The sequence below is a fragment of the Paractinoplanes tereljensis genome, assembly GCF_016862435.1.
GTDB lineage: Bacteria > Actinomycetota > Actinomycetes > Mycobacteriales > Micromonosporaceae > Actinoplanes > Actinoplanes tereljensis.
Genome location: NZ_BOMY01000033.1, coordinates 127,569 through 147,937, shown reverse-complemented (window position 1 = coordinate 147,937; position 20,369 = coordinate 127,569). Strand labels below are relative to the sequence as shown.

The window sequence follows — 20,369 nt, the reverse complement described above, 5'->3', positions numbered from 1 at the left end:
CCATGCGCGGGGTTGTGAACGTTAACAGGGAGAGGTGCCCGCGCATGCGTCAGTTTTAAAAGGGGACCAGCCGGTGGTGGAGACCGGTCTCCACCGCCGTATGCAACCCGGGGCCCGAAGGCGCCTCCGGTTACTGCGTTTCGCGAGTGTTACCGTTCTCAACAGGCGAGTCAAGAGGTGATCGCTCTTTGTTACCGGAAGATTGCATCGATGGCTCCCAGCAGGAGATGGTCGGGCAAGACGCCTTCCGATTCGCCCGGCTGTGAGCGCCAACAGCCCGGACCTGCTGATACGCGGCCACCATGATGGACGGTCCGCCCGCGCGAGCCAGCTGCGCGGCGGGTGATCGAAAATTTTCGGTGATCATGGCAGCGACGAGCAACGATATCGGCACACTCCCGGCAACCTGCGCGTTACTCAAGAGATCGAGCACCATCAACCCCTTGAGATCGTTAACAGAGTTGGCTATCCGGCCCAGTTCAAGATCACGTACCGGAAATGCTCCCGTTACAGCACCGACACCGCCGATCACCTCCTCAAACGTGGTTTTCGCAGGTAAACCCGCGACCCGATGAATGTCACGAACAGATAACGGCGGTGTAGTCGACCCTTGACAGCGCGTCGAGGTGCCAAGCATGTTTGCGTTCACATTTCGCCCGCCAAAAGGGGACAGCCGATGAAGGCCCGTCTACGCCGTGACCGACGAGATGGACCATGAGCGCGGCCTTCCCGCCGCACCGCGGGCCCGTCATGTCCGACGTCGCGGCCCGCGCCGGCGTCTCGCACCAGACCGTCTCCCGGGTGCTCAACGGGCACCCGCACGTGTCCGCGACCACGCGCACCCGGGTCCTCGCGGCCATCGCCGAGCTCGGTTACCGGCGCAACCTGTCGGCCCGGGTGCTGGCCACCGGCCGGTCCAACGTGATCGGCGTGGTCGCCCAGAACACCACGCTGTACGGACCGTCCAGCATGGTGCAGGCGATCGGTGAGGCCGCGCTCGGCGCCGACCTGTCGCTGACCGTCGGGCACGTGGCCGGGTACGACGCCACCGCCGCCTCCCGCCGGATCGTCGAGCGGCTGGTCCAGCAGGGCGCGGCCGGTCTGGTCTTCATAGCGCCGGTGGACGCCGCCGCCGAGGCGATGCGCCTGGTCCCGGAGGGCATTCCGATCGTCACCGTGGACGGCCTGCCCGAATGGCAGGTCGCCAACGTCTCGGTCGACCAGTACACCGGTGGCCTGCTCGCCACCCGGCATCTGCTCGAGGCCGGCCACCGCACGGTCTGGCACGTGGCCGGGCCGGAACAGTGGCACGGCAGCCGGGCCCGCGAGGACGGCTGGCGGGCCGCGCTGGCCGAGGTCGGCGCGGTCGCCCCGCCGATGGCCCGGGCCGGCTGGTCGGCCGCCTCCGGTTACCAGTGCGGGCGGATGCTGGCCCGGATCCCGGACTGCACCGCGATCTTCGCGGCCAACGACCACGTGGCGCTCGGCATCATGCGCGCCATCACCGAGCAGGGCCGCCGCGTCCCGGACGACGTCAGCATCATCGGCTTCGACGACGTGCCCGAGGCCGGGTACTTCCACCCGGCGCTGACCACGATCCGCCAGGAGTTCGGCGACGTGGGCCGCCAGGCGCTGCGGCTGCTGCTCGACCAGCTCGCCACCGGCGTCAAGTCGGCCGAGTCCGCGCTGGTCGAGCCGCTCCTCATCCCCCGCGACACGGTCGCGGCACCGGAAAGGAAACCCTCATGACGTACGTCATCGGCGTCGACTACGGAACGCTGTCCGGCCGGGCCGTCGTGGTCCGGGTCAGCGACGGCGCTGAGCTCGGGTCGGCTGTCCACCCGTACGCCCATGGGGTCCTGGAAACGCACCTGCCGGGGGAAACCGCCCGGCTGTTGCCCCCGGACTGGGCCCTGCAGGTGCCGCAGGATTACCTCGATGTTCTTCGCCACGCGGTGCCGGAGGCGCTGCGGGCGGCCGGGGTCGACGGCGCCGACGTCATCGGGCTGGCCACCGACTTCACCGCCTGCACGGTGTTGCCGACCCTCGCGGACGGCACGCCGCTGAGCGAGCTGCCGGAGTTCGCCGATCGGCCGCACGCCTACCTCAAGCTGTGGAAACACCACGCGGCCCAGCCGCAGGCCGACCGCATCACCGACCTGGCGGCCAAGCGCGGGGAGACCTGGCTGCGGCGGTACGGCGGACTGATCAGCTCGGAGTGGGAGTTCGCGAAGGCGCTGCAGGTTCTCGAGGAGGACCCGGAGGTGTGGGCGGCCACCCGGTACTGGGTCGAGGCGGCCGACTGGATCGTCTGGCGGATGACCGGGGTCTACCTGCGTAACGCCTGCACGGCCGGTTACAAGGGACAGTTCGTGGACGGGGTGTACCCCTCCCCCGCTTACCTGGCCGAACTGAATCCCTCCTTCGCCGACTTCGCCGAGACGCGGCTCGATGCCCCAATCGGTCAACTCGGGCAGGCGGCCGGCACGCTCACCGCCGAAGCCGCCGAGTGGATGGGCCTGCACACCGGGGTCGTCGTCGCGGTGGGCAACGTGGACGCGCACGTGTCCGCCCCCGCCGCGCAGGCGGTCGAACCCGGTCAGCTGGTTGCCATCATGGGGACGTCGACGTGTCACGTGATGAGCTCGGACGTGCTGCGTGAGGTGCCCGGCATGTGCGGGGTGGTCGAGGGCGGCATCGTCCCCGGCTTGTGGGGTTACGAGGCCGGGCAGTCGGGTGTCGGGGACATCTTCGGCTGGTTCGTCGACAACGCGGTGCCGGCTTCCTACCTTTCTAAAGCTGAGGGCGATCTGCACGGTTACCTCAGTGAACTGGCGTCGCAGCAGCCGGTCGGCGCGCACGGGCTGATCGCCCTCGACTGGCACTCCGGCAACCGCTCCCCCCTGGTCGACCACGAACTGTCCGGCGTGATCATCGGGCAGACCCTGGCCACCAAGCCCGAGGATCAATATCGGGCGCTGGTCGAGGCCACCGCTTACGGCACCCGGCTGATCATCGAGACGTTCCGGGCGTCCGGCGTCGAGGTCAACGAACTCATCGTCACCGGCGGTCTGCAGAAGAACCCGTTCCTCATGCAGATCTACGCCGACGTCACCCGGATGCCGATCAGCCTGCTCGACTCCGAGCAGGGACCGGCCCTCGGCTCGGCCCTGCACGCCGCGGTCGCGGCCGGCGCCTACCCGGACATCCGCGCCGCCGCCGCGGCGATGGGCCGGGTCGTCCACGGCGCCTGGACGCCCAGCTCCGACGATGCCGACCGCTATGACGCGCTCTACGCCGAATACCGAACCCTGGTCGACTACTTCGGCCGGCACGGCAACGACGTCATGCGTCGCCTCCGCAAGATCCGCCGGGAGGCGCTCCGATGAGGGATCTGCTCCGCGAGGTCCTGGAGGCCAATCTGCGGATCCCGAAGGAAGGGCTCGCCACCCTCACCTGGGGCAACGTCAGCGGCGTCGACCGTGGCGCCGGCGTCTACGTGATCAAGCCGTCCGGTGTGCCCTACGCCCGGCTGACCGAGGAAGACCTGGTCACGGTGGAGATCGAGACCGGCCGGGTGGTCGGCAGCCGGCTCAAGCCCTCGGTCGACAGCGAGACTCACCGGCTGCTCTACCAGGCGTTCCCGGAGATCGGCGGGATCACCCACACGCACTCCACGCACGCCGTCGCGTTCGCCCAGGCCCACCGGGACATCCCGGTCCTCGGCACCACGCACGCCGACAACTTCAACGGCCCGATCCCGGTCACCCGCGACCTGACCCCGGCCGAGTGCGAGAGCGAGTACGAGCGCAACACCGGGCTGGTCATCCTCGACGTCCTGGACGGCGACGCGGCCTCGGTGCCGGCCGCGCTGGTGGCCAGCCACGGCCCGTTCACCTGGGGCGCGAACGCCACCAAGTCGCTCGAGACGGCGGTCGTCTGCGAGGAGGTGGCCCGGATGGCGATCCACACCCTCGCGCTCAACCCCGCCGCCGAACCGCCCGAGCACCTGATCCGCCGCCACTACACGCGCAAGCACGGCCCCGACAGCTACTACGGCAACGTTTAAGAGGCAGGATGAGCATGAACCCTTTCGACGGCCGCGAGATCTGGTTCCTCACCGGGAGCCAGGGCCTGTACGGCGAGGACACGCTCGCCCAGGTGGCCGCCCAGTCGCAGCAGGTGCTCGCCCAACTCGACGGCTCGCCGGCCATCCCGGTGCCGATCGTCTGGCGGCCGGTGCTCACCGACGCGGCCGGCATCCGGGCCACGATGATCGCGGCCAACGCCGATGACCACTGCATCGGGGTGATCGCCTGGATGCACACGTTCTCGCCGGCCAAGATGTGGATCAGCGGGCTGGAGGCGCTGCGCAAGCCGCTGCTGCACCTGCACACCCAGGCACACCGGGAACTGCCGTGGGCGACCATCGACATGGACTTCATGAACCTGAACCAGGCCGCGCACGGCGACCGCGAGTTCGGGTACGTGCAGACCCGGCTCGGCGTCGCCCGCACCACGGTGGCCGGGCACGCGTCCGAGCCGCGCACGGCCGAGCGGGTGGGGTCCTGGGCGCGGGCCGCGATCGCGGTGGCGACGATGCGCAACCTGCGGCTGGCCCGGTTCGGCGACAACATGCGGGACGTGGCGGTCACCGAGGGCGACAAGGTGGAGGCCGAGCGGCACTTCGGGGTCTCGGTCAACACGTACGGCGTGAATGATCTTGTCAAGGTTGTTGATTCTGTTTCCGAGAAGGCCATCGACGATCTGGTCGAGGAGTACTTCGAGGCCTACGACGTCGTGCCGGCGCTGCATGAGGAGCGGCGCGAGTCGCTGCGCTACGGCGCCCGGATCGAGGCCGGCCTCCGGACCTTCCTGACCGACGGCGGTTTCGGGGCGTTCACCACCAACTTCGAGGACCTCGGCGGGCTGCGGCAGCTGCCCGGGCTCGCGGTCCAGCGGTTGATGGCCGACGGGTACGGCTTCGGCGGCGAGGGCGACTGGAAGACCTCGATGCTGCTCGCCACGCTGAAGGCGGCCGGGCACGGCCTGCCCGGCGGCACCAGCTTCATGGAGGACTACACCTACCACCTGGGCCCCGGCCCGCAGCGGATCCTCGGCGCGCACATGCTCGAGGTGTGCCCGTCGATCGCCGGCCAGAAGCCGCGACTGGAGATCCACCCGCTCGGCATCGGCGGCCGCGAGGACCCCGTACGGCTGAAGTTCTCGGCCGCGCCGGGCCCGGGCGTCGTGGTCGGAATCTGTGACATGGGCGACCGTTTCCGACTCGTCGGAAACGTCATCGACGTGGTCGAACCGGATGCCGAACTGACCGCCCTGCCGGTCGCCTGCGCGGTCTGGGAACCCCACCCCGACCTGGCTACTTCCGCCGAATGCTGGCTGATGGCGGGCGGTCCGCACCACACCGTGCTCTCCACGTCGCTCGACATCGAGACCGTCGACCAGTTCGCCGAGCTGACCCGTACCGAATTGGTCTTGATCGATGAATCAAGCACCCCGAGATCAATCCGCCGAGAGCTGAAGTGGAACGCCGCGTATCAGCTGCTGGCGGGCGGACTGCGGTGACGCGATATCCTGCCCGCAACAGGCGGATGCGGGGGTTTGGTGAGCGTGAAGCGCGGACGGCCGCCGGGCATGATGGACGTCGCCCGGCTGGCGGGGGTGTCCCATCAGACCGTCTCGCGGGTGCTCAACGAGCACAAGAACGTGAGCGAGCAGACCCGGCTCAAAGTGCGAGCGGCGATAGCGGAACTGGGCTACCGGCCCGACCGGGCGGCGCGAGCCCTGGTCACCGGCACGTCCCAGGTGATCGGCGTGGTCGCGCAGAACTCGTCGCTCTACGGACCCGCTTCGTTGCTGACGGCCTTCGAGGAGGCGGCGCAGGCGACCGGCTTCGCGGTGAACGTCGGCAGCGTGCGCAGCCTCGACGAACGCTCGATCACCGAGGCCGTGGAACGCCACCTGGACCAGCGGGTGGCGGGCCTGGTGGTGATCGCGCCGGTGGCGTCGGCCGGTCCCGCGCTGGCGCATCTGCCGGCCGACGTGCCGCTGGTGACGATCGACGGCGACCCCGAGCGGTCCAGCACCCTGGTCACGGTCGACCAGGTGGCCGGCGCGCACGCCGCGACCAAGCGCCTGCTCGACGCCGGGCACCGCACGGTCTGGCACATCTCCGGCCCGAGCGACTGGTTCGACGCGGCCGGCCGGGTGCGCGGCTGGGAGGCCGCGCTGACCGAGGCCGGCGTGGAGATCCCGCCGCTGCTGACCGGCGACTGGAGCGCGGCCAGCGGTTACCGCAACGGCCAGCTGCTGGCCCGGCTGCCGGATGTGACGGCGGTCTTCACGGCCAACGACCACATCGCGCTGGGCCTGCTGCGCGCGCTGAACGAGCACGGCCGCAAGGTCCCCGACGACGTCAGCATCATCGGCTTCGACGACGTGCCCGAGGCGGCCTATTTCACGCCGCCGCTCACCACCGTCCGCCCCGACTTCGCCGCGGTGGCCACGGCCACCCTGGAGCTGCTGATCGCCCAGATCGAGTCGGGCATGTCGGAGATCGGCACCCGGCGCACGATCGCCCCTTCCCTGGTGGAGCGGGACAGCGTCGCCTCTCCGACGACATAGATCTAGGTCGATTCGTTTCGCCGGAATCTTAAGATGGTGTGTCCATCTTGACATCGCTGTTGTGATCGTTAACATTCCATGAAACGAAGATGTAACCGTGAGGTTCATCCGCGGTTTGTGAACGTGAACATCCATCCCCCCTCGGATGTTCGCGCCGGTCCGGTCGCCGGCCCCGGCGTCCGGACCGCGTGGCGTAAGAGACCCCCGCCGGGGCCGTCAGGGGAGTGATGGTCCCGGTGGGTTTTACGCGTACGCTCGTCGCGTGCCGATGCTTCTGGTCCTGGACGGGAACAGCCTCCTGCATCGTGCCTATCACGCGGGCGCCTTCGAGGGCATTACCGCACCCGACGGCTCCCCCATCTGGGCCCTGCGCGGCCTGTTCGGTTATCTGGCCCGGGCCGCCGCCCACGTGCAGCCCGACGCGGTGATCGTCGGCTTCGACTGCCCGCGCACGTCGGCCCGCCGCACTCAGTTCCCCGGCTACAAGGCCCACCGCCCCGACAAGCCGGCCGACCTGACCACCCAGCTGGCCGCGGCCCCCACCCTGCTCACCGAGGCCGGCGTGTGCACGGTGGTGCCGCCCGCCTACGAGGCCGACGACGTTCTCGCCAGCGGCGCCGCCCTGGCCCGCTCGGCCGGTTGGGAATCGGTCCTGATGACCAGCGACCGCGACGCCTTCGCCCTGATCGACGACACCACCACGGTGCTGCGGGTGCGTAACGGCGGCTTCGACGAGGCCGTCCTGGTGGACAGCGAGGCCCTGCCGGCCCTCTACGGCGTCCGCCCGTCCCAATACCGGGATTTCGCCGCGCTGCGCGGCGATCCTTCCGACAACCTTCCGGGCGTACGCCGTTTCGGCGCCACAACCGCAAAGAAGCTGTTAACCGCGTTCGGCACGGTCGAGGCCGCGTGGGAGGCAACGCTCCCAGCGCTGCGCGAGGCCGTGGGCGACCAGGCCGCGACCCACTTCACGGCCCCGTCCGCCCGCCAGACGGTAACCCTCAATCGCACCCTGATGGCCATGCGCAGCGACCTGCCGTTGCCGCCGTTGGCCGGCGCCCGCCTGCCCTTGAATTACGCAACGATGCGCCAGGCCCTGCGAGCCCGGGGCATCAACCTGGGCCCGTCACTGTGGGCGCTGGTAGGCGGCGCTCCCCCACCACCGGCCGCCCCCGGCGAGCCCCCTGCCGACGAGATGCCCGAGCTGCGCCCATGGGTCTTCCGCGGAGGCATGACCGCCCGCCGAGACCCAACCCCAGGCCAACTATCCCTGTTCTAGCGATCATTTCAGGCGCCAAGGTCACCCCAATCTCCAGGGAGTTGGGGTCTCAATCGCGGCGGAGACCCCAGCTTTCCTTCCAATTGGGCCTGCGCGACGACACAGCTCCCTCCTGCGAGGACCTCCCGGGCCGCGGGAGTGCCGCGAGCCGCGGAATGCAACCGCGATCTTGAAGATCTGCTGCTCCCTTCGCGCGGGAGATCGACATGCTCGGGGTTCTGCCGCTGCGGTCGACCCGCGTCGTCCGGTGCCGGCGTTCCTGGCGTCAATCGGCAGGCATGGACTTGCTCCCGCGCCGAAATCGCCAGATCTTGGAACGGTAGAGCAACGGACGGGTATTCAGATCGACAACTTCGCGGTGGGCTTCACCGTCGCGGCGTAGATAAAAGCGGCATGTCGGGTCTTCCCGGCTAGCAGCGCCACTAAGTGGACGCCGGTTCCCGGAATTCGGGAGCTGGGCCGCGATGCATGCTGTGGGCCCAGAATCCGGGAGCTGGCGACCACTATTCGACACAGCCGGCGCCGGCGGGAATCAATCGAAGGGCATTCGCGCGATGAACGACGCGTAGCCCGCGTGCCGAGCGCCCAAGGGCGCTCGGCACGGGCGAGGTTCGGTCGGTTTCTAGAGCAAGCGCAGCGGCGCGACCAGCAGGACGGCGGTGGCCGCGACGGCGAACCAGACCCGGTACCAGCGCAGCCCACGCCACCACGGCAGCGCCCAGAGCACCACCCACAGGATCAGGAAGGCGAAGGTGTGCTGCGCGACCATCCGCAGCACGGTCTCCTCACACCGGTTGTCGGCCAGCGCGCTCCGGCAGATCCCCGGCGAGTCGTCGGTCATCTCGGCCACGAAGAACGTGAGCACCCCGGCCAGGAGCGGCGCAATCAGCAGGGTAGCGATCGGGGTGATCAGCCACCCGGCGATGTCCGGCCGCCGATCAAACCCGGTGACGACCTCGTCCTCGTCGAGATCCTCGTCGAACTCGTCCCCGCCCTCAGGCACCTCGGGGTAAGCCCCGGCAGGCGGAAAGTCGTCGACAACCCCGCGCCCGGTCGGCGCGTGCGCGAAGGCCCCCTCGTTGACCAGAGGCTCAGTAATCCGCTGGTCGTCACCCTCGATGCCAGCGCCCGCCGCATCGGCGTCGGCGTCGGCGTCGATCTCGGTCTCGGCATCCACGTCCGCGTCAGCTCCGCTTTGGGCAGCGACGCTGGCGTCAGCATGGGCGTCCACATCGCCGCTCGCGCCCACATCGGGGTTCCCGGCGACAGCGCTCGCGGCGTCGGCGGCGTCGTCGTCGGTAACCGGGGCAACAGGAGCGGCGTTGTCGGCGTCCTCCGTCTGCGTCTCTGCGGATTCGCTGTTGGCATTGACCGCTGGGCTGGCCGCAGCGGAATCCTCTGCGACGACGGCCGCGTTCTTCGCGTCGGCACCTGGCTTCACGCCATCGCCAGCCGGCAGCTCGGCGTCTGTGTCGGTTGCCGAGTCAGGGCGCGGCCTGCCCGGCTCGCTGTCGGCGCCGACTTCCTCGCCCGCCGCTGCCTGCAACGGGACACCGGCGCCAGGATCGCCGTGGTCCGCGGATGCGGGGACGACGCCCGAGGCGTCCGGCCCGGTCTCGGTGAGCTCCCCGGGGTCGGCCTCCGCAAGCGTTGTCGCGCCCGTCGGGTTCGCACCACTTTCGACAGCGGAGGCCTTACCTGCGGCGTCCGCACCGCCCAAGGCCTTGACAGCCTCAGGCGCGCCAACCGACTCAGTGCCGGACAGAGAAATGCCAGCCTCCGCGGCGGCGAGCGGCGAGGCCGCCGGGATGCCTTGCGACGCAGGCTCCGCGACAGGAGACGACGCGGAATCCGGAACGGCGGGTGACGCGGAATCCGCGACAGCAGGCGACGCAGGCTCCGGAACGGCAGGCGCCACCGACTCCGCCGCAGCGGGTGACGTGGCTTCCGCGACATCAGGCTGCGTGGCTGCCTCGGCAGTGGCAGGCACGGCCTTTGGGGTGGTGGAACGGGGCTTTCGTTTGCGGGGAGTTGCTGCCTTCTTTGGCGGGGTGGCGGGTGGCTTGTCGTTGCTGGCTTCCGCGCCTGATTCCGCGATCTTGTCCCCGGTCATGAGCGAGCACCCTACTGACCGGCGGGCCGGAGCGCAGCCCCCGGGTGGCGGTGCCGGCGAAAGGTGCGCGACCAGGCCGGACGGGCCGAGATCAGAGGCAAAACCCTTGGAGGTACGGGATGACGGCCCGCAAGTCGGTGGCGTCTACCGTGACGTGGGCGGCGGCTCGGGCGGCCGGGGTGCCGTTCAGGGCTATCGCGTGGCCTACCGCGCCGAACAAGGGGACGTCGGAGCGGCCGTCTCCGATGGCGACGCAGTGGGCCGGGTCCAGGTGCAGCGAAGTGGCTACGGCCAGGGCGAAGTCGCGCTTGTCCAGCTCGTCGAACTGGGTGGCCACCTCGCCGGTGTAGCGGCCGTCGCGCACCTCCAGGCTTGGGCCGGACGACCTCGCGAAGCCGAAGCGGGTGCACAGGTGGGTGCCTACTACGTCCCAGGCCAGGGTGGCCAGCACGGGAACCAGGTCGTGCCGGAGGCACCACCGCACGGTCTCGGCTATGCCGTCGATCAGCGGGAGTGACTCCAGGAAGCCGTTCACCTCGGCGGGTGACCAGCCGGCCCAGCCACGGGCGTCGAGGATGGCGCACTCGGCGCTGGTCAGGGAGCCGTCGCCGTACCCGTCCTCGGCCTGTTGATTCAGGTCTTCGTGGCCCAGGGAGGCGGCCAGATGGTGGCCGCTGCTCGTGTGTGGCACCAGGGTGCCGTCCACGTCGAAGAACACCGCCCCGCGGGTCATCGGGCCGGCGCCGAGACCGTTACGACGTCGCGGCGGCGCTGGTCCAGGTACCAGCTCGCGGTCTCGGCCGGGTCGATGGTGTGGCGCAGGACGTCGGGGCGGCCCGGTGGGAGTTCGGCCAGGATCTCGCCTCGCGGGGAGACCAGCATGGTCGGGCAGTGCTGGTCGGGGTGGGCGATGTTGGCGGCGGCCAGGAAGCGCTGGTTCTCGGCGGCGCGGCTGATCAGGTGGCTGCGCCACACGCCGGCCGGTTCGCGGGTGTTGGCCGCGTTGGTCAGGTAGGCGAACAGCTGGACGCCCTGGTCGGCCAGGTGCTGCCACTGTTCGGGGAAGCGGATCTCCCGGCACAGCTGGACGCCCACCGTGAGGTCACCGGCCGGGAAGACCGGGAGTTCGTCGCCGGCGGTGAGCACGCCGCGTTCGTTCATGGCTAGGTTGATCTTCCGGTAGACGCGGCGGTCGCCGGTGGCCGAGAAGTGGATGCCGGCGTTGCACCAGCCATCGCCGACGGGCAGCAGCGAGCCGCAGAAGACCTCCACCTCGTGCCGAACAGCAAGTTTGCCGACCTCATCCACGGCGGCCGAAAGGACAGCGGGGTCCGCCAACAGCAGATCCTCGCCGTAGCCGGAAAGCATGCCCTCGGGGAACACGACCACCTCGCCGGGCCTGGTCTCCGCCAGGACCGCGCGGACCGCCGCCAGGTTGGCCGGCACGTCCCACACCACTTCGAGCTGGGCGATCACCACAGATGTCTTCATCAGCTCGGCATGGTAGCGGCCAATGCCTTGAGGGCCTGGGCGGCGCCGGCGGTGAGGGGCTCGCCGTGGCCGGGCAGGATGGCCTTGATGTCCAGGGCGGCCAGCTTCCGTACGCTCGCGGCGGCCTTGCTCTCGTCGGTGGTGTTCTCGGGGGCCGAACCCTGCAGGGTGCCCTGGTTGCGCAGGGCGTCGCCGGCGATGAGGATGCCGGTCGACGGTTCCAGGACCGAGATGTGCCCGAGGGTGTGACCGGGGGTCTCGACGATCCGCAGGCCGAAGACCTCGTCGCCCTCGTTGAGCGGCTTCAGCGTCTTCTCCGAGATGATCGAGGCCAGGTCGTTGGTGCCGGCGTAGATGGTTCCGTTGATCTTCGGGGCCACGTCGGTCAGGCCGCCCACGTGGTCGCGGTGCAGGTGGGTGAGGATCACGTGCTTGACCTCGCCCCAGCCGGAGCCGGCCGCTTTCAGGCCCTCCTCGATGGCCGAGCCGGAGCCGGGCGTGCCGAGGTCCACGATGGCCGCCTCGCCGCCCCGGACGAGCAGGTAGGCCGACACGAAGGACAGGCTGACCCGGTGCCAGTCGCCGGCCACCGCACCGCCGGCAGCCGCGACCGGAGTCTCGGCAGGCGTCGTCGGGGTAGAAGAAGGAGAGGAGGAGCAGCCGGTCACCGTGGTCAGGACCGTGACGCCGAGGGCGCCGGCACCTCCGGTGAACAGCAGCCTCCGCGAAATGCGTCTCATGCCCAGCGATTATCCGCCGGGCGGTGGTAGCGGGACAGGTCCTCCAGCACCAGGTTGAGGGTGGCGCGGGCGGCTACCGCGTCGGGTGCGGATTCCGGGCCGGACCGGCGCAGGCGGTCGCGGCGGGCTTCGAGCAGGAACGGCAGGTGCTCGGCCGCGTACCGCCGGACCAGCTGGACCCGGCGGGTCAACTCACTGTCGAACATGGTTTTCGCGCGGTCGACGGCCGGGCCCGGATCGTCCCCAGGGCGCCACCAGCCGGTGCAGGCGGCCACGGCGATGCCGGTGGCGACCGCGGCCGAACCGGTCAGCACCGACACCACCGGCGCCGACCCGGTGAGCAGGCCGGTGATGGTGGGCAGCAGGTCGAGGGCGCGGGGCCGGGACGCGTCGGGCGCGCGCAGTCGCAGGTCGAGGTCGCTGCCGGACGGGATCAGCACGTCGTCGCGCAGCCCGTCCCGCAGCGCGTCCAGGACCCGGTCCTGGCACTCGTCCAGCGCGTCGGCGGCCGCTCCGGCCAGCGCCGTGATCAGCCGGGGCGGCCGCTCGCCCACCAGCGCGTCGGCGGCGCTGCCAAATCGATTCACCGCCGCGCGCAGAGCTTCCTCCAGCCGGGTGCTGCCGGGGAGAACAGCGCCCTCCAGGAGGGTGGTCACGGCGGCGACGTCGTCGTTGCGGCGCGCGGCCGGCCCGGTGGACCGGTCGATGTGCAGGAGCAGTTCGCGGGCGATCGTCGCGGTGATCCGGGCCTGGTTGGCGGACCGCAGCCGGGCGGCGCCGTCGCTCGCGTCGTAGAGGAGCCGGTCGGTGAGCGGGCGCACCCCGGCCGCCTCGGTGAGCCGGATCGCGGCGGTGTAGGCCGTCCCGGGTCGCCCGGCCCGGTCGGCCATCTGGGCCGAGACCGCGTGCACCGCGAACCGGGCCAGCTCGGGCCGGTCGCCGAGGCGGCGGCGGGACTCGGCGACGGCCCGGCCGTGCCCGGGAGTGTCGATCTTGTTCAGGGCGATCGCGACGGTCTGCACCCGCTGCGCGGCCTCGATCAGGAAGTCGACCTCGTCGGGGTGGATCGGCCGGGTGGCGTCGCAGACGTACAGCATGGCGTCGGCCTGCCGCAGCGCCGACAGCGTGGCCCGGGTGGGCGCGCCGGGCGTGTCGACAAGCACCAGCTCGCGCAGCACCGGCACGTCGAGCCGTACCTCGGCGCCGATGACCGGGGCGGTGATCCGGGCCTGAGTCGCGTACGCCGGCAGGTCCACCAGGTCGGCGGCGAGCCGCCGCGGAGTGCCGGGGTCGGCCGGGTCGGCCAGCAGGATGGTGGCCGAGTCGGCCGCGCCGTAGCGGAACTCGATCCAGCCGCCGGTCGACGCGGGGCTGAGGCCGGGCCGCCCGAGCAGACTGTTGATCAGGCTGGATTTCCCGGCTCCGGCTCCCCCGGCGACCACGATCCGGGTGCGCCGCATGGTGTCGCGGGCGCCGAGCGGGCCGGGGAGCTGTCCGGCCAGATCGTCCCGGCCGAGCGCGATCGCCTCGGCCCGCACGGTGGCGATCAGTTCGGCGAGCCCCGGAGCCGGTTCGGTCACGTAGCACCTCCACCCGAGCCGGTACCCGTATGCCACGATCGACAAAGCTGTTAGGCAATCGACAACACTGAAATGAAGCCTTTCCGACGCTGGACGGACACGCATCCGCCAGACGGACAGCGAAAGGATCCCGAAGAGCGGTTGGCAAACCGGCATTGCCATTGACCGGGCGTGAACGCCACCATTACCGACGGGTAGTACTCAAGGAGAACGGGATCCAACCGATGAACAGGCGTGTCTCCCGGCGATAGCGCGGCCCGCTCGGCAGAGCTGGACCGCCTGGAGGACTGGACCGGCCTCGATCCCCGTGGCCGGGCGTCCCGCGCCGCCGAGATCGAGCTGTCCGCCGCCACCGCCGGCGACGAGGCGGCCGAGATGCGGGCCCGGCTCATCCAGGCCGACGTGGCCGAGCGCTCCGGTGACCTGAAGGCCTCGACCTCGGTCATGTGGCAGGTCAACGAGTGGGCCCGCCGGAACGATCACCGCTACCTGATCGCCCGCAGTCACCTGCTGCTCGGCCGCACCTACCGGAACATGGGTGACGTCGCGGCGCTGCTCGAGCACGCGGTGGCCGCGGTCGAGCACCTGGACGACACCCTGCCGGCCCGCCGCCGCCTGCCGTACGTGGTGAAGTACGCGGACGCGCTCACCGAGGCCGGCTCGATCGCCGCCGCCCGGGAACGCTACCGGCAGGCGGCCGAGCTGGCCCGGAATTCGCCGGACGTGCGCGACGAGATGATGGTCCTCAACAACCACGCGTACGCCGAATACCTGTCCGGCGAGCCGCAGCGTGCCTGGGAGCTCGTCGAGGAGATGCGCGCGCTCGCGGCGGCCCGGGGTCACCGTCTCGATCCGAACGATCTGGACACCGTGGCCAGCGTGCAGGTCGCGCTGGGGCGGTACGCCGAGGCCGAGCAGACGATCCTGGACGCGATCACCGCGTACCCGGAAGGGCACCAGGAGGCGGACGCCCTGCCGGAGTTTCTGCTGACCCTCGCGATCACGCGGCGCCTGCAAGGCGCCGCGGACGCGGCCCGGCAAACCCTGGCCGAATGCCGGTCACTCTGCGAGGCGCACGGTCACGGTGAGATTTTGGTACGGGTTTTGCAGGAGCAAGCCGAGGTGTACGCGGCGGCCGGCGATTACCAGCGGGCGTACGAGGAGTACAAGCGTTACCACCTCGCCGAGAAGCAGGTGCTCGACGAGCAGCGGGAGGCGCAGGCCCGCACCCGGCAGGCGCTGTTCGAGGTGAACGAGGCCCGGCAGGAGGCCGACCGGTTCCGCGAGCAGGCCCGCCGCGACCCGCTGACCGGGCTGCGCAACCGCCGCTACGTCGACGAGCACCTGCCCGCCCTGATCGACCGGGCCCGCAACGGCGGGAAGCCGCTGTGGGTCGCGGTGCTCGACCTCGACCACTTCAAGCAGATCAACGACCTCTGCTCGCACGAGATCGGCGACCAGGTCCTGGTGATGGTGGCGGCGATGCTGGCCGACACGGTGACCGGCCTGGGCGAGGACTCGGCGATGGCGGCCCGGCTGGGCGGCGAGGAGTTCCTGCTGGTGCTGTGCGGGCGCGGGCACGCCGAGACCCTGGCCGTGCTGGAGCGGCTGCGCCGGCGGATCGCCGCGCACCCGTGGCGGCAGGCGGTCGGCGACCTGCCGGTGACGACAAGCATCGGCGCCGCGCCGGCGGTGGACGGCAGCACCCAGGCGACGTTGCTGGCCCAGGCCGACGCCCAGCTCTACACGGCCAAGCGGGCCGGCCGGAACCGGGTGCGGACGGCCGCTCAGCCGGCCGGGGCGATGCGGTAACCGATTCCCGGCGTGGTGGTGATGACCGGCGGGTCGCCGAGTTTGCGGCGCAGCCGGCCGACGGTGACGGTGACCGTGTTGGTGAACGGGTCGGCGTTCTCGTCCCACACCTGCTCGAGGAGGTCCTCGCTGCTCAGGAACGCGGGGGCGGCCCGCATCAGGGCTTCCAGGACGGCGAACTCCTTGACCGACAGGTGCAGGGCGACGCCGGCCCGGGTGGCGGTGCGGGTGATCGGGTCGAGTTCGAGGCCGGCGACACGCAGGGTGCGGCCCCGGGCGGCCGGGCGGCGGCGGGCCAGGGCCTTGATCCGCAGCACGAGCTCGGGGAAGTGGAACGGTTTAGCAAGGTAGTCGTCGGCGCCGAGGGTGAGGCCGCGGACCCGGTCGTCGGCCGAGCCGGCCGCGGTCAGCATCAGGACCATGGCCCGGTCGCCGTCCCGGTCGGTGATCATCTGGCAGATGGTGTCGCCGTGCAGGCCGGGCAGATCACGATCAAGGACCACCACGTCGTACGCGTTGACGTCGATCTTCGCGGCGGCGGCCAGCCCGTCGAACGCCACATCGACCGCCATGCCCTGGTCGCGCAATCCCTCGGCGACCACCGCGGCGAGGGCGCGGGCGTCCTCGACGACCAGGATTCTCACGCCGGCAGCTCCACGTCGACGCGCAGCCCGCCCTGCTCGCGGGCGGCCAGGGTGACCGAGCCGCCGTGCGCGGCGGCCACCGCCGCGACGATCGACAGGCCCAGTCCGGTGCCGGCGCCGGTGCGGTCGGCGCCCAGTCGCTGGAACGGCCGCCCGAGGCGGCCGACCTGGCCGGGGTCGAGGACCGGCCCGCTCGATTCGACGGTGAGCCGGGCCCGGTCGCCTTCTCTCCGGACGCCGACCCGCACCCATCCACCGGGAACGTTGTGCCGTACCGCGTTGTCGAGCACGTTGCCGACCAGCCGGGCCAGCAGTACCGGGTTTCCCCTGGTCAGCACCTCATTTCCAAGATCACTTTCGACCCGGAGTGAAGAGGGCAACGCGTCCACGACAAGATCGGTGAGCGACACCGACGTCCGGTCGTCCAGCGCGCCGTGCTGCGCCCGGGCCAGCACCAGAAGCCCTTCGAGGAGAGTGTCGGCCTCGTCGAGCGAGCGGCGGACCCGGTCGGCGAGCTGCACGGTGGACGGCGCGACCGGGTCCGGTTTCGCCACCGCGACGTCGATCGTGGCCCGGATCGTGGCGAGCGGGGTGCGTAGCTCGTGCGAGGCGTCGGCGACGAACCGGCGCTGCGCTGCGAACGACTCCTCCAGCCGGGCGAGGAGTTCGTCGATGGTGTCGGCGAGCGCCTTCACCTCGTCGTCCGGCCCGGTGACGGCGAGCCGCTCGTGCAGGCTGTCGGCCGTGATCCGGCGGGTCGCCGAGGTGAGCCGGCGCAGCGGCCGCAGCACCCGGCCGGCCGCCGCCCGGCCCATCACCAGCGCGAACAGCAGCATCACGACAAGTGCGACGCCGACCCCGGCGAACAGCTGCCGGGTGTGCGCGGCGTTGGCGTCGGCGACCGCCCGCTGGACGTCGGCGACCTGCTGGCCGGCCGGCACCGAGACCGTGTTGTTCAGGCTGAACGCGGCGACGATGGCGAGCAGGCCCAGCCCGGACAGTAGGAACAGTCCCCCGTACAGGAGGGTGAAACGCAACCGGACGCCCATCCGCCCAGCATGCCCGCCCGCACCTAACAGCGGAATGACGGCCGGTGTCGCGCCCCGGTTACCCCCGGCCCCGTAGAACTCGTCGCCATGACCGAAACGATCGAAGTCAGCGGATTGCACAAGAGGTTCGGGGCGACCGTCGCCCTGGACGGGATGACGTTCACCGCGCCGCCCGGGACGGTGACCGGGTTCGTCGGCCCGAACGGCGCCGGCAAGTCGACCACGATGCGGGTGATCCTGGGCCTCGACCGGGCCACCGGCGGGACCGCTCTGGTGGGCGGCCATCGTTACCCGGATCTGGACCGGCCGCTCACCCACCTGGGCGCACTCATCGACGCGAACGCCCTGCACCCGGGCCGGTCCGGCCGCAACCACCTGCTGTGGATGGCCCACTCGCAGGGGCTCGGCGCCGGCCGGGTCGACCGGGTGCTGGAGATGACCGGCATGCGGACAGTTGCCCGGCGCCGGGCGGGTGGTTACTCGCTGGGCATGCGGCAGCGGCTCGGCATCTCGGCGGCGATGCTCGGCGACCCACCCGCGCTGATGCTGGACGAGCCGTTCAACGGCCTGGACCCGGAGGGCATCGTCTGGATGCGGTCGCTGCTGCGCGATCTGGCCGCCGAGGGACGTACTGTCCTGGTCTCCAGCCACCTGATGGCCGAGTTGCAGGACATCGCCGGGCACGTGGTGTTCGTCGGCCGGGGCCGGGTGCTGCGAGCCGCGACCAAGGATTCGCTGACCGCCGAGTTCGGCTCCCTGGAAGCCGCCTATCTGGAACTCACCCGCGGCGAAGGAGCCCTGCGATGACCATGCTCCGCGCCGAATGGACCAAACTGCGCAGCGCCACCGGCTGGCTGGCCGGCCTGATCGGAGCGGCCGCGGTCATCCTCGGCCTCGGCGTGCTGGCCGCCTTCGGCGTGACCACCTCCTGCGGCGAGCAGGAGGGCGCCGACTGCCCGCACCCGCCGACCGGCCCCAGCGGCCAGGCCGTCAACGACCACTTCTCCTTCGTCCACCAGCCGCTGACCGGCGACGGCACGATCACCGCGCACGTCGCCGACTTCACCGGCATCATCACCTATCCCCCGCCCGACCACGACCAGATCGTCGAGGGCCTGGTCCCCTGGGCCAAGGCCGGCCTGATCGTCAAGGACGGCACAAAACCCGGCTCGGCCTACGCCTCGGTGCTGGTCACCGGCGCGCACGGCACCCGCATGCAGCACAACTTCACCGAGGACCACTCCGGCCCGGCGGCGGCACGCTGGCTGCGCCTGTCACGCTCCGGAGAAACAATCCGGGGGTACGCGTCTGCCGACGCCGTCGATTGGACCGAAATTCAGTCCGTACGCCTGCCCGGGCTGCCGCAGACCGTCCAGATCGGGCTGTTCGTGGCGTCGCCCAGCAACGTGACGGCCAAGGCCGGCGCGCACGGCGGCAGCATCGTGCAGGCCCGGTTCACCCAGGCCACCGCCGTGTTCGACCAGGTCTCCGCGACCGGCTCGTGGACGTACGACAACGTCGGCGACGAACCGGCCATGCAGACCGACTGGGAGCAGTTCCACCAGGCCGAGGGCTTCACCACCGCGGACGGCCGGCTGACCGTCACCGGCACCGGTGACATCGCGCCGGCCGGTCAGGAGGGCGGCCCGACCATCACCTTCACGCTGGCCGGGTTGATCGCCGCACTGCTGATCGTCATCGTGGTCGCGGTTCTGTTCATCACCGCCGAATACCGGCGCGGACTCATCCGTACCACCCTGGCGGCCATGCCCCACCGCGGCCGCGTGCTGACCGCCAAGGCCGCGGTGATCGGCGCCGCGGTCTTCGTCGCCGGCCTGGTCGCGACGGCGGTGACCCTGCCACTGGCCGGCCATGTGTTGCGGGCCCGCGGCAACTTCCTGCTGCCGGTGCCGACCGGGACGCTGCTGCGGATCATCGTGGGCAGTGCGGTGCTGCTCGCGCTGACGGCCGTCCTCGCGTACGCGATCGGCGCCGTCCTCCGCCGCGGCGTCCCCGCGGTGGCCCTGGCCATCCTCGCGGTGATCGTCCCCTACCTGCTCGCGACGACGTCGGTGCTGCCCACTACGGCCGCCCAGTGGCTGATGCGGGTGACCCCGGCCGCCGCGTTCGCGGTGCAGCAGGCCCTGCCGGCCTATCCGCAGGTCGGCAAGCCCTACACACCCACCGACGGCTACTTCCCGCTGCCGCCCTGGGCCGGCCTGCTGGTCCTGGCCGCCTGGGCGGCCGCCATCCTGGCCTTCGCCGTCATCCGCACCCGGCGAGCCGACGCGTGAGGGCCGCCCTGCACGCCGAGTGGACCAAGCTGATCACCGTCCCGATCTACTACCCGGCGCTGATCGTGCTGCTGACGGTGGGGTTGTCGGTGACCGCGTCGGTATTCGGCGGGGAGGATCCGGTGCAGGTGAGCCTGCTCGGGGTGCAGCTCGGGCAGGCGGTGGTGGCGGCGTGGGCGGTGCAGTTGCTGGCCGGCGAGTTCGGCACCGGCCTGGCCCTGGCCACCTTCACCGCGCTCCCCCGCCGCCTGACCGTGCTCGCCGCCAAGACCGCGCTGCTGCTGACCGGCGTGCTCGGCGCCGCGCTGCTGTCGGTCGGCGCGTCGGTGCTGGCCGGTCGCGCGCTGATCGGCGACTACCCGGCCCTGTCGTCCGGCCCGCTGCTGCGCGCGGCCGGCGGTGCGGTCCTCTACCTGCTGGCGATCGCCCTGCTCGGCCTGGGCGTCGCCGCCGTCCTGCGCAGCCCGGTGGCCGCCACCGGCACCATCCTCGGCCTGCTCTACCTGGCCCCGGTCATCATCGACTTCTTCCACAACCCGGACTGGCAGCGGGCCATCTTCCGATCCATGCCCAGCACGGCCGGCCTGACCGTGCTGTCCACGGTGGACCTCGCATCGCTGCCGGTCCAGCCTTGGCCCGGCCTAGGGGTGGCCGCCACCTGGGCTTTCGTCACTTTCGGGATCGGCGCGGCCGTAATCTGTGCACGAGATGTGTAACCTTTC

The 20,369-nt window shown here is 71.0% G+C and carries 18 protein-coding genes; 10 read left to right on the top strand and 8 right to left on the bottom strand.

The genetic code is table 11. From position 1 onward, the window contains the following. Positions 1-130: 130 nt before the first annotated feature. Entirely contained in the window at positions 131-637 is a 507-nt protein-coding gene (locus Ate02nite_RS23455) for a hypothetical protein (protein ID WP_203809061.1), read from the bottom strand. Positions 638-750: 113 nt separating this feature from the next. On the opposite strand from Ate02nite_RS23455, the gene Ate02nite_RS23450 reads away from it, so the two are divergent. The 6 genes from Ate02nite_RS23450 to Ate02nite_RS23425 all read left to right on the top strand — a co-directional run bounded on the left by Ate02nite_RS23450 (position 751) and on the right by Ate02nite_RS23425 (position 7,924). Then, positions 751-1,749: a LacI family DNA-binding transcriptional regulator gene (locus Ate02nite_RS23450; protein WP_203809646.1), complete on the top strand. Its 999-nt coding sequence runs from the start codon at positions 751-753 to the stop codon at positions 1,747-1,749. Continuing rightward, positions 1,746-3,389 carry a ribulokinase gene (gene araB / locus Ate02nite_RS23445; RefSeq protein ID WP_203809059.1) on the top strand — a complete coding sequence of 548 codons (1,644 nt, stop codon included), beginning with the start codon at positions 1,746-1,748 and terminating at the stop codon, positions 3,387-3,389. The genes Ate02nite_RS23450 and araB overlap by 4 nt, the downstream gene beginning before the upstream one ends. Continuing rightward, on the top strand, positions 3,386-4,069 hold the full coding sequence (gene araD, locus Ate02nite_RS23440) for an L-ribulose-5-phosphate 4-epimerase AraD (protein ID WP_203809057.1): 684 nt from the start codon (positions 3,386-3,388) through the stop codon (positions 4,067-4,069). The genes araB and araD overlap by 4 nt, the downstream gene beginning before the upstream one ends. 8 nt (positions 4,070-4,077) lie before the next feature. Further along, a complete protein-coding gene (araA, locus tag Ate02nite_RS23435; RefSeq protein ID WP_203809055.1) occupies positions 4,078-5,586 on the top strand; it encodes an L-arabinose isomerase in 1,509 nt (502 codons plus the stop codon). Positions 5,587-5,655: 69 nt separating this feature from the next. After that, complete coding sequence (locus tag Ate02nite_RS23430) at positions 5,656-6,645, top strand: LacI family DNA-binding transcriptional regulator (RefSeq protein WP_203809644.1); 990 nt, start codon at positions 5,656-5,658, stop codon at positions 6,643-6,645. Between the two features lie 268 nt (positions 6,646-6,913). After that, a complete protein-coding gene (locus Ate02nite_RS23425) occupies positions 6,914-7,924 on the top strand; it encodes a 5'-3' exonuclease (protein ID WP_203809642.1) in 1,011 nt (336 codons plus the stop codon). A gap of 622 nt (positions 7,925-8,546) precedes the next feature. On the opposite strand, the gene Ate02nite_RS23420 is transcribed toward Ate02nite_RS23425, so the two are convergent. The 5 genes from Ate02nite_RS23420 to Ate02nite_RS23400 form a co-directional block, all read right to left on the bottom strand. Continuing rightward, the gene (locus Ate02nite_RS23420; RefSeq protein WP_203809053.1) at positions 8,547-10,037 is read right to left on the bottom strand and encodes a hypothetical protein; all 1,491 of its coding nucleotides are present in this window, start codon (positions 10,035-10,037) and stop codon (positions 8,547-8,549) included. Between the two features lie 91 nt (positions 10,038-10,128). After that, entirely contained in the window at positions 10,129-10,770 is a 642-nt protein-coding gene (locus tag Ate02nite_RS23415; RefSeq protein WP_203809051.1) for an HAD family hydrolase, read from the bottom strand. Next, the gene (locus Ate02nite_RS23410) at positions 10,767-11,528 is read right to left on the bottom strand and encodes a carbon-nitrogen hydrolase family protein (RefSeq protein ID WP_203809049.1); all 762 of its coding nucleotides are present in this window, start codon (positions 11,526-11,528) and stop codon (positions 10,767-10,769) included. The genes Ate02nite_RS23415 and Ate02nite_RS23410 overlap by 4 nt, the downstream gene beginning before the upstream one ends. Further along, on the bottom strand, positions 11,528-12,268 hold the full coding sequence (locus Ate02nite_RS23405) for an MBL fold metallo-hydrolase (protein WP_203809047.1): 741 nt from the start codon (positions 12,266-12,268) through the stop codon (positions 11,528-11,530). Before Ate02nite_RS23405 ends, Ate02nite_RS23410 begins: the two co-directional genes overlap by 1 nt. Further along, positions 12,265-13,848 (bottom strand): dynamin family protein, encoded by a 1,584-nt coding sequence (locus Ate02nite_RS23400; RefSeq protein ID WP_203809045.1) that lies wholly within the window; start codon positions 13,846-13,848, stop codon positions 12,265-12,267. The genes Ate02nite_RS23405 and Ate02nite_RS23400 overlap by 4 nt, the downstream gene beginning before the upstream one ends. 234 nt (positions 13,849-14,082) lie before the next feature. Here Ate02nite_RS23400 and Ate02nite_RS23395 point away from each other — a divergent pair, with 234 nt between their 5' ends. Continuing rightward, entirely contained in the window at positions 14,083-15,660 is a 1,578-nt protein-coding gene (locus tag Ate02nite_RS23395; RefSeq protein ID WP_203809043.1) for a tetratricopeptide repeat-containing diguanylate cyclase, read from the top strand. Here Ate02nite_RS23395 and Ate02nite_RS23390 read toward each other — a convergent pair. Then, on the bottom strand, positions 15,636-16,304 hold the full coding sequence (locus tag Ate02nite_RS23390) for a response regulator transcription factor (protein WP_203809041.1): 669 nt from the start codon (positions 16,302-16,304) through the stop codon (positions 15,636-15,638). The genes Ate02nite_RS23395 and Ate02nite_RS23390 overlap by 25 nt on opposite strands. Further along, positions 16,301-17,353, bottom strand: coding sequence for a sensor histidine kinase (locus Ate02nite_RS23385; RefSeq protein ID WP_203809039.1), 1,053 nt, complete (start codon positions 17,351-17,353; stop codon positions 16,301-16,303). The genes Ate02nite_RS23390 and Ate02nite_RS23385 overlap by 4 nt, the downstream gene beginning before the upstream one ends. An 87-nt stretch (positions 17,354-17,440) precedes the next feature. Between Ate02nite_RS23385 and Ate02nite_RS23380 the strand changes: the two genes are divergently transcribed. From Ate02nite_RS23380 to Ate02nite_RS23370, 3 genes are read left to right on the top strand one after another with little or no spacing between them, the layout of a single operon-like run. After that, on the top strand, positions 17,441-18,160 hold the full coding sequence (locus Ate02nite_RS23380) for an ABC transporter ATP-binding protein (protein ID WP_203809037.1): 720 nt from the start codon (positions 17,441-17,443) through the stop codon (positions 18,158-18,160). Next, positions 18,157-19,647, top strand: a complete 1,491-nt coding sequence (locus Ate02nite_RS23375) for an ABC transporter permease subunit (protein WP_239147621.1) — start codon at positions 18,157-18,159, stop codon at positions 19,645-19,647. The genes Ate02nite_RS23380 and Ate02nite_RS23375 overlap by 4 nt, the downstream gene beginning before the upstream one ends. Next, positions 19,644-20,363, top strand: coding sequence for an ABC transporter permease (locus Ate02nite_RS23370; protein WP_203809035.1), 720 nt, complete (start codon positions 19,644-19,646; stop codon positions 20,361-20,363). The genes Ate02nite_RS23375 and Ate02nite_RS23370 overlap by 4 nt, the downstream gene beginning before the upstream one ends. Positions 20,364-20,369 lie beyond the last annotated feature (6 nt).

What these genes read in the sequence shown, in the direction of transcription:
- Ate02nite_RS23410 (WP_203809049.1), bottom strand. Translation starts at nt 11,528, where the DNA reads ATGAAGACATCTGTGGTGATCGCCCAGCTCGAAGTGGTGTGGGACGTG.
- Ate02nite_RS23380 (WP_203809037.1), top strand. Translation starts at nt 17,441, where the DNA reads ATGACCGAAACGATCGAAGTCAGCGGATTGCACAAGAGGTTCGGGGCG.
- araB (WP_203809059.1), top strand. Translation starts at nt 1,746, where the DNA reads ATGACGTACGTCATCGGCGTCGACTACGGAACGCTGTCCGGCCGGGCC.
- Ate02nite_RS23385 (WP_203809039.1), bottom strand. Translation starts at nt 17,353, where the DNA reads ATGGGCGTCCGGTTGCGTTTCACCCTCCTGTACGGGGGACTGTTCCTA.
- Ate02nite_RS23425 (WP_203809642.1), top strand. Translation starts at nt 6,914, where the DNA reads ATGCTTCTGGTCCTGGACGGGAACAGCCTCCTGCATCGTGCCTATCAC.
- araA (WP_203809055.1), top strand. Translation starts at nt 4,078, where the DNA reads ATGAGCATGAACCCTTTCGACGGCCGCGAGATCTGGTTCCTCACCGGG.
- Ate02nite_RS23405 (WP_203809047.1), bottom strand. Translation starts at nt 12,268, where the DNA reads ATGAGACGCATTTCGCGGAGGCTGCTGTTCACCGGAGGTGCCGGCGCC.
- Ate02nite_RS23430 (WP_203809644.1), top strand. Translation starts at nt 5,656, where the DNA reads ATGATGGACGTCGCCCGGCTGGCGGGGGTGTCCCATCAGACCGTCTCG.
- Ate02nite_RS23455 (WP_203809061.1), bottom strand. Translation starts at nt 637, where the DNA reads ATGCTTGGCACCTCGACGCGCTGTCAAGGGTCGACTACACCGCCGTTA.
- Ate02nite_RS23375 (WP_239147621.1), top strand. Translation starts at nt 18,157, where the DNA reads ATGACCATGCTCCGCGCCGAATGGACCAAACTGCGCAGCGCCACCGGC.
- Ate02nite_RS23450 (WP_203809646.1), top strand. Translation starts at nt 751, where the DNA reads ATGTCCGACGTCGCGGCCCGCGCCGGCGTCTCGCACCAGACCGTCTCC.
- araD (WP_203809057.1), top strand. Translation starts at nt 3,386, where the DNA reads ATGAGGGATCTGCTCCGCGAGGTCCTGGAGGCCAATCTGCGGATCCCG.
- Ate02nite_RS23415 (WP_203809051.1), bottom strand. Translation starts at nt 10,770, where the DNA reads ATGACCCGCGGGGCGGTGTTCTTCGACGTGGACGGCACCCTGGTGCCA.
- Ate02nite_RS23420 (WP_203809053.1), bottom strand. Translation starts at nt 10,037, where the DNA reads ATGACCGGGGACAAGATCGCGGAATCAGGCGCGGAAGCCAGCAACGAC.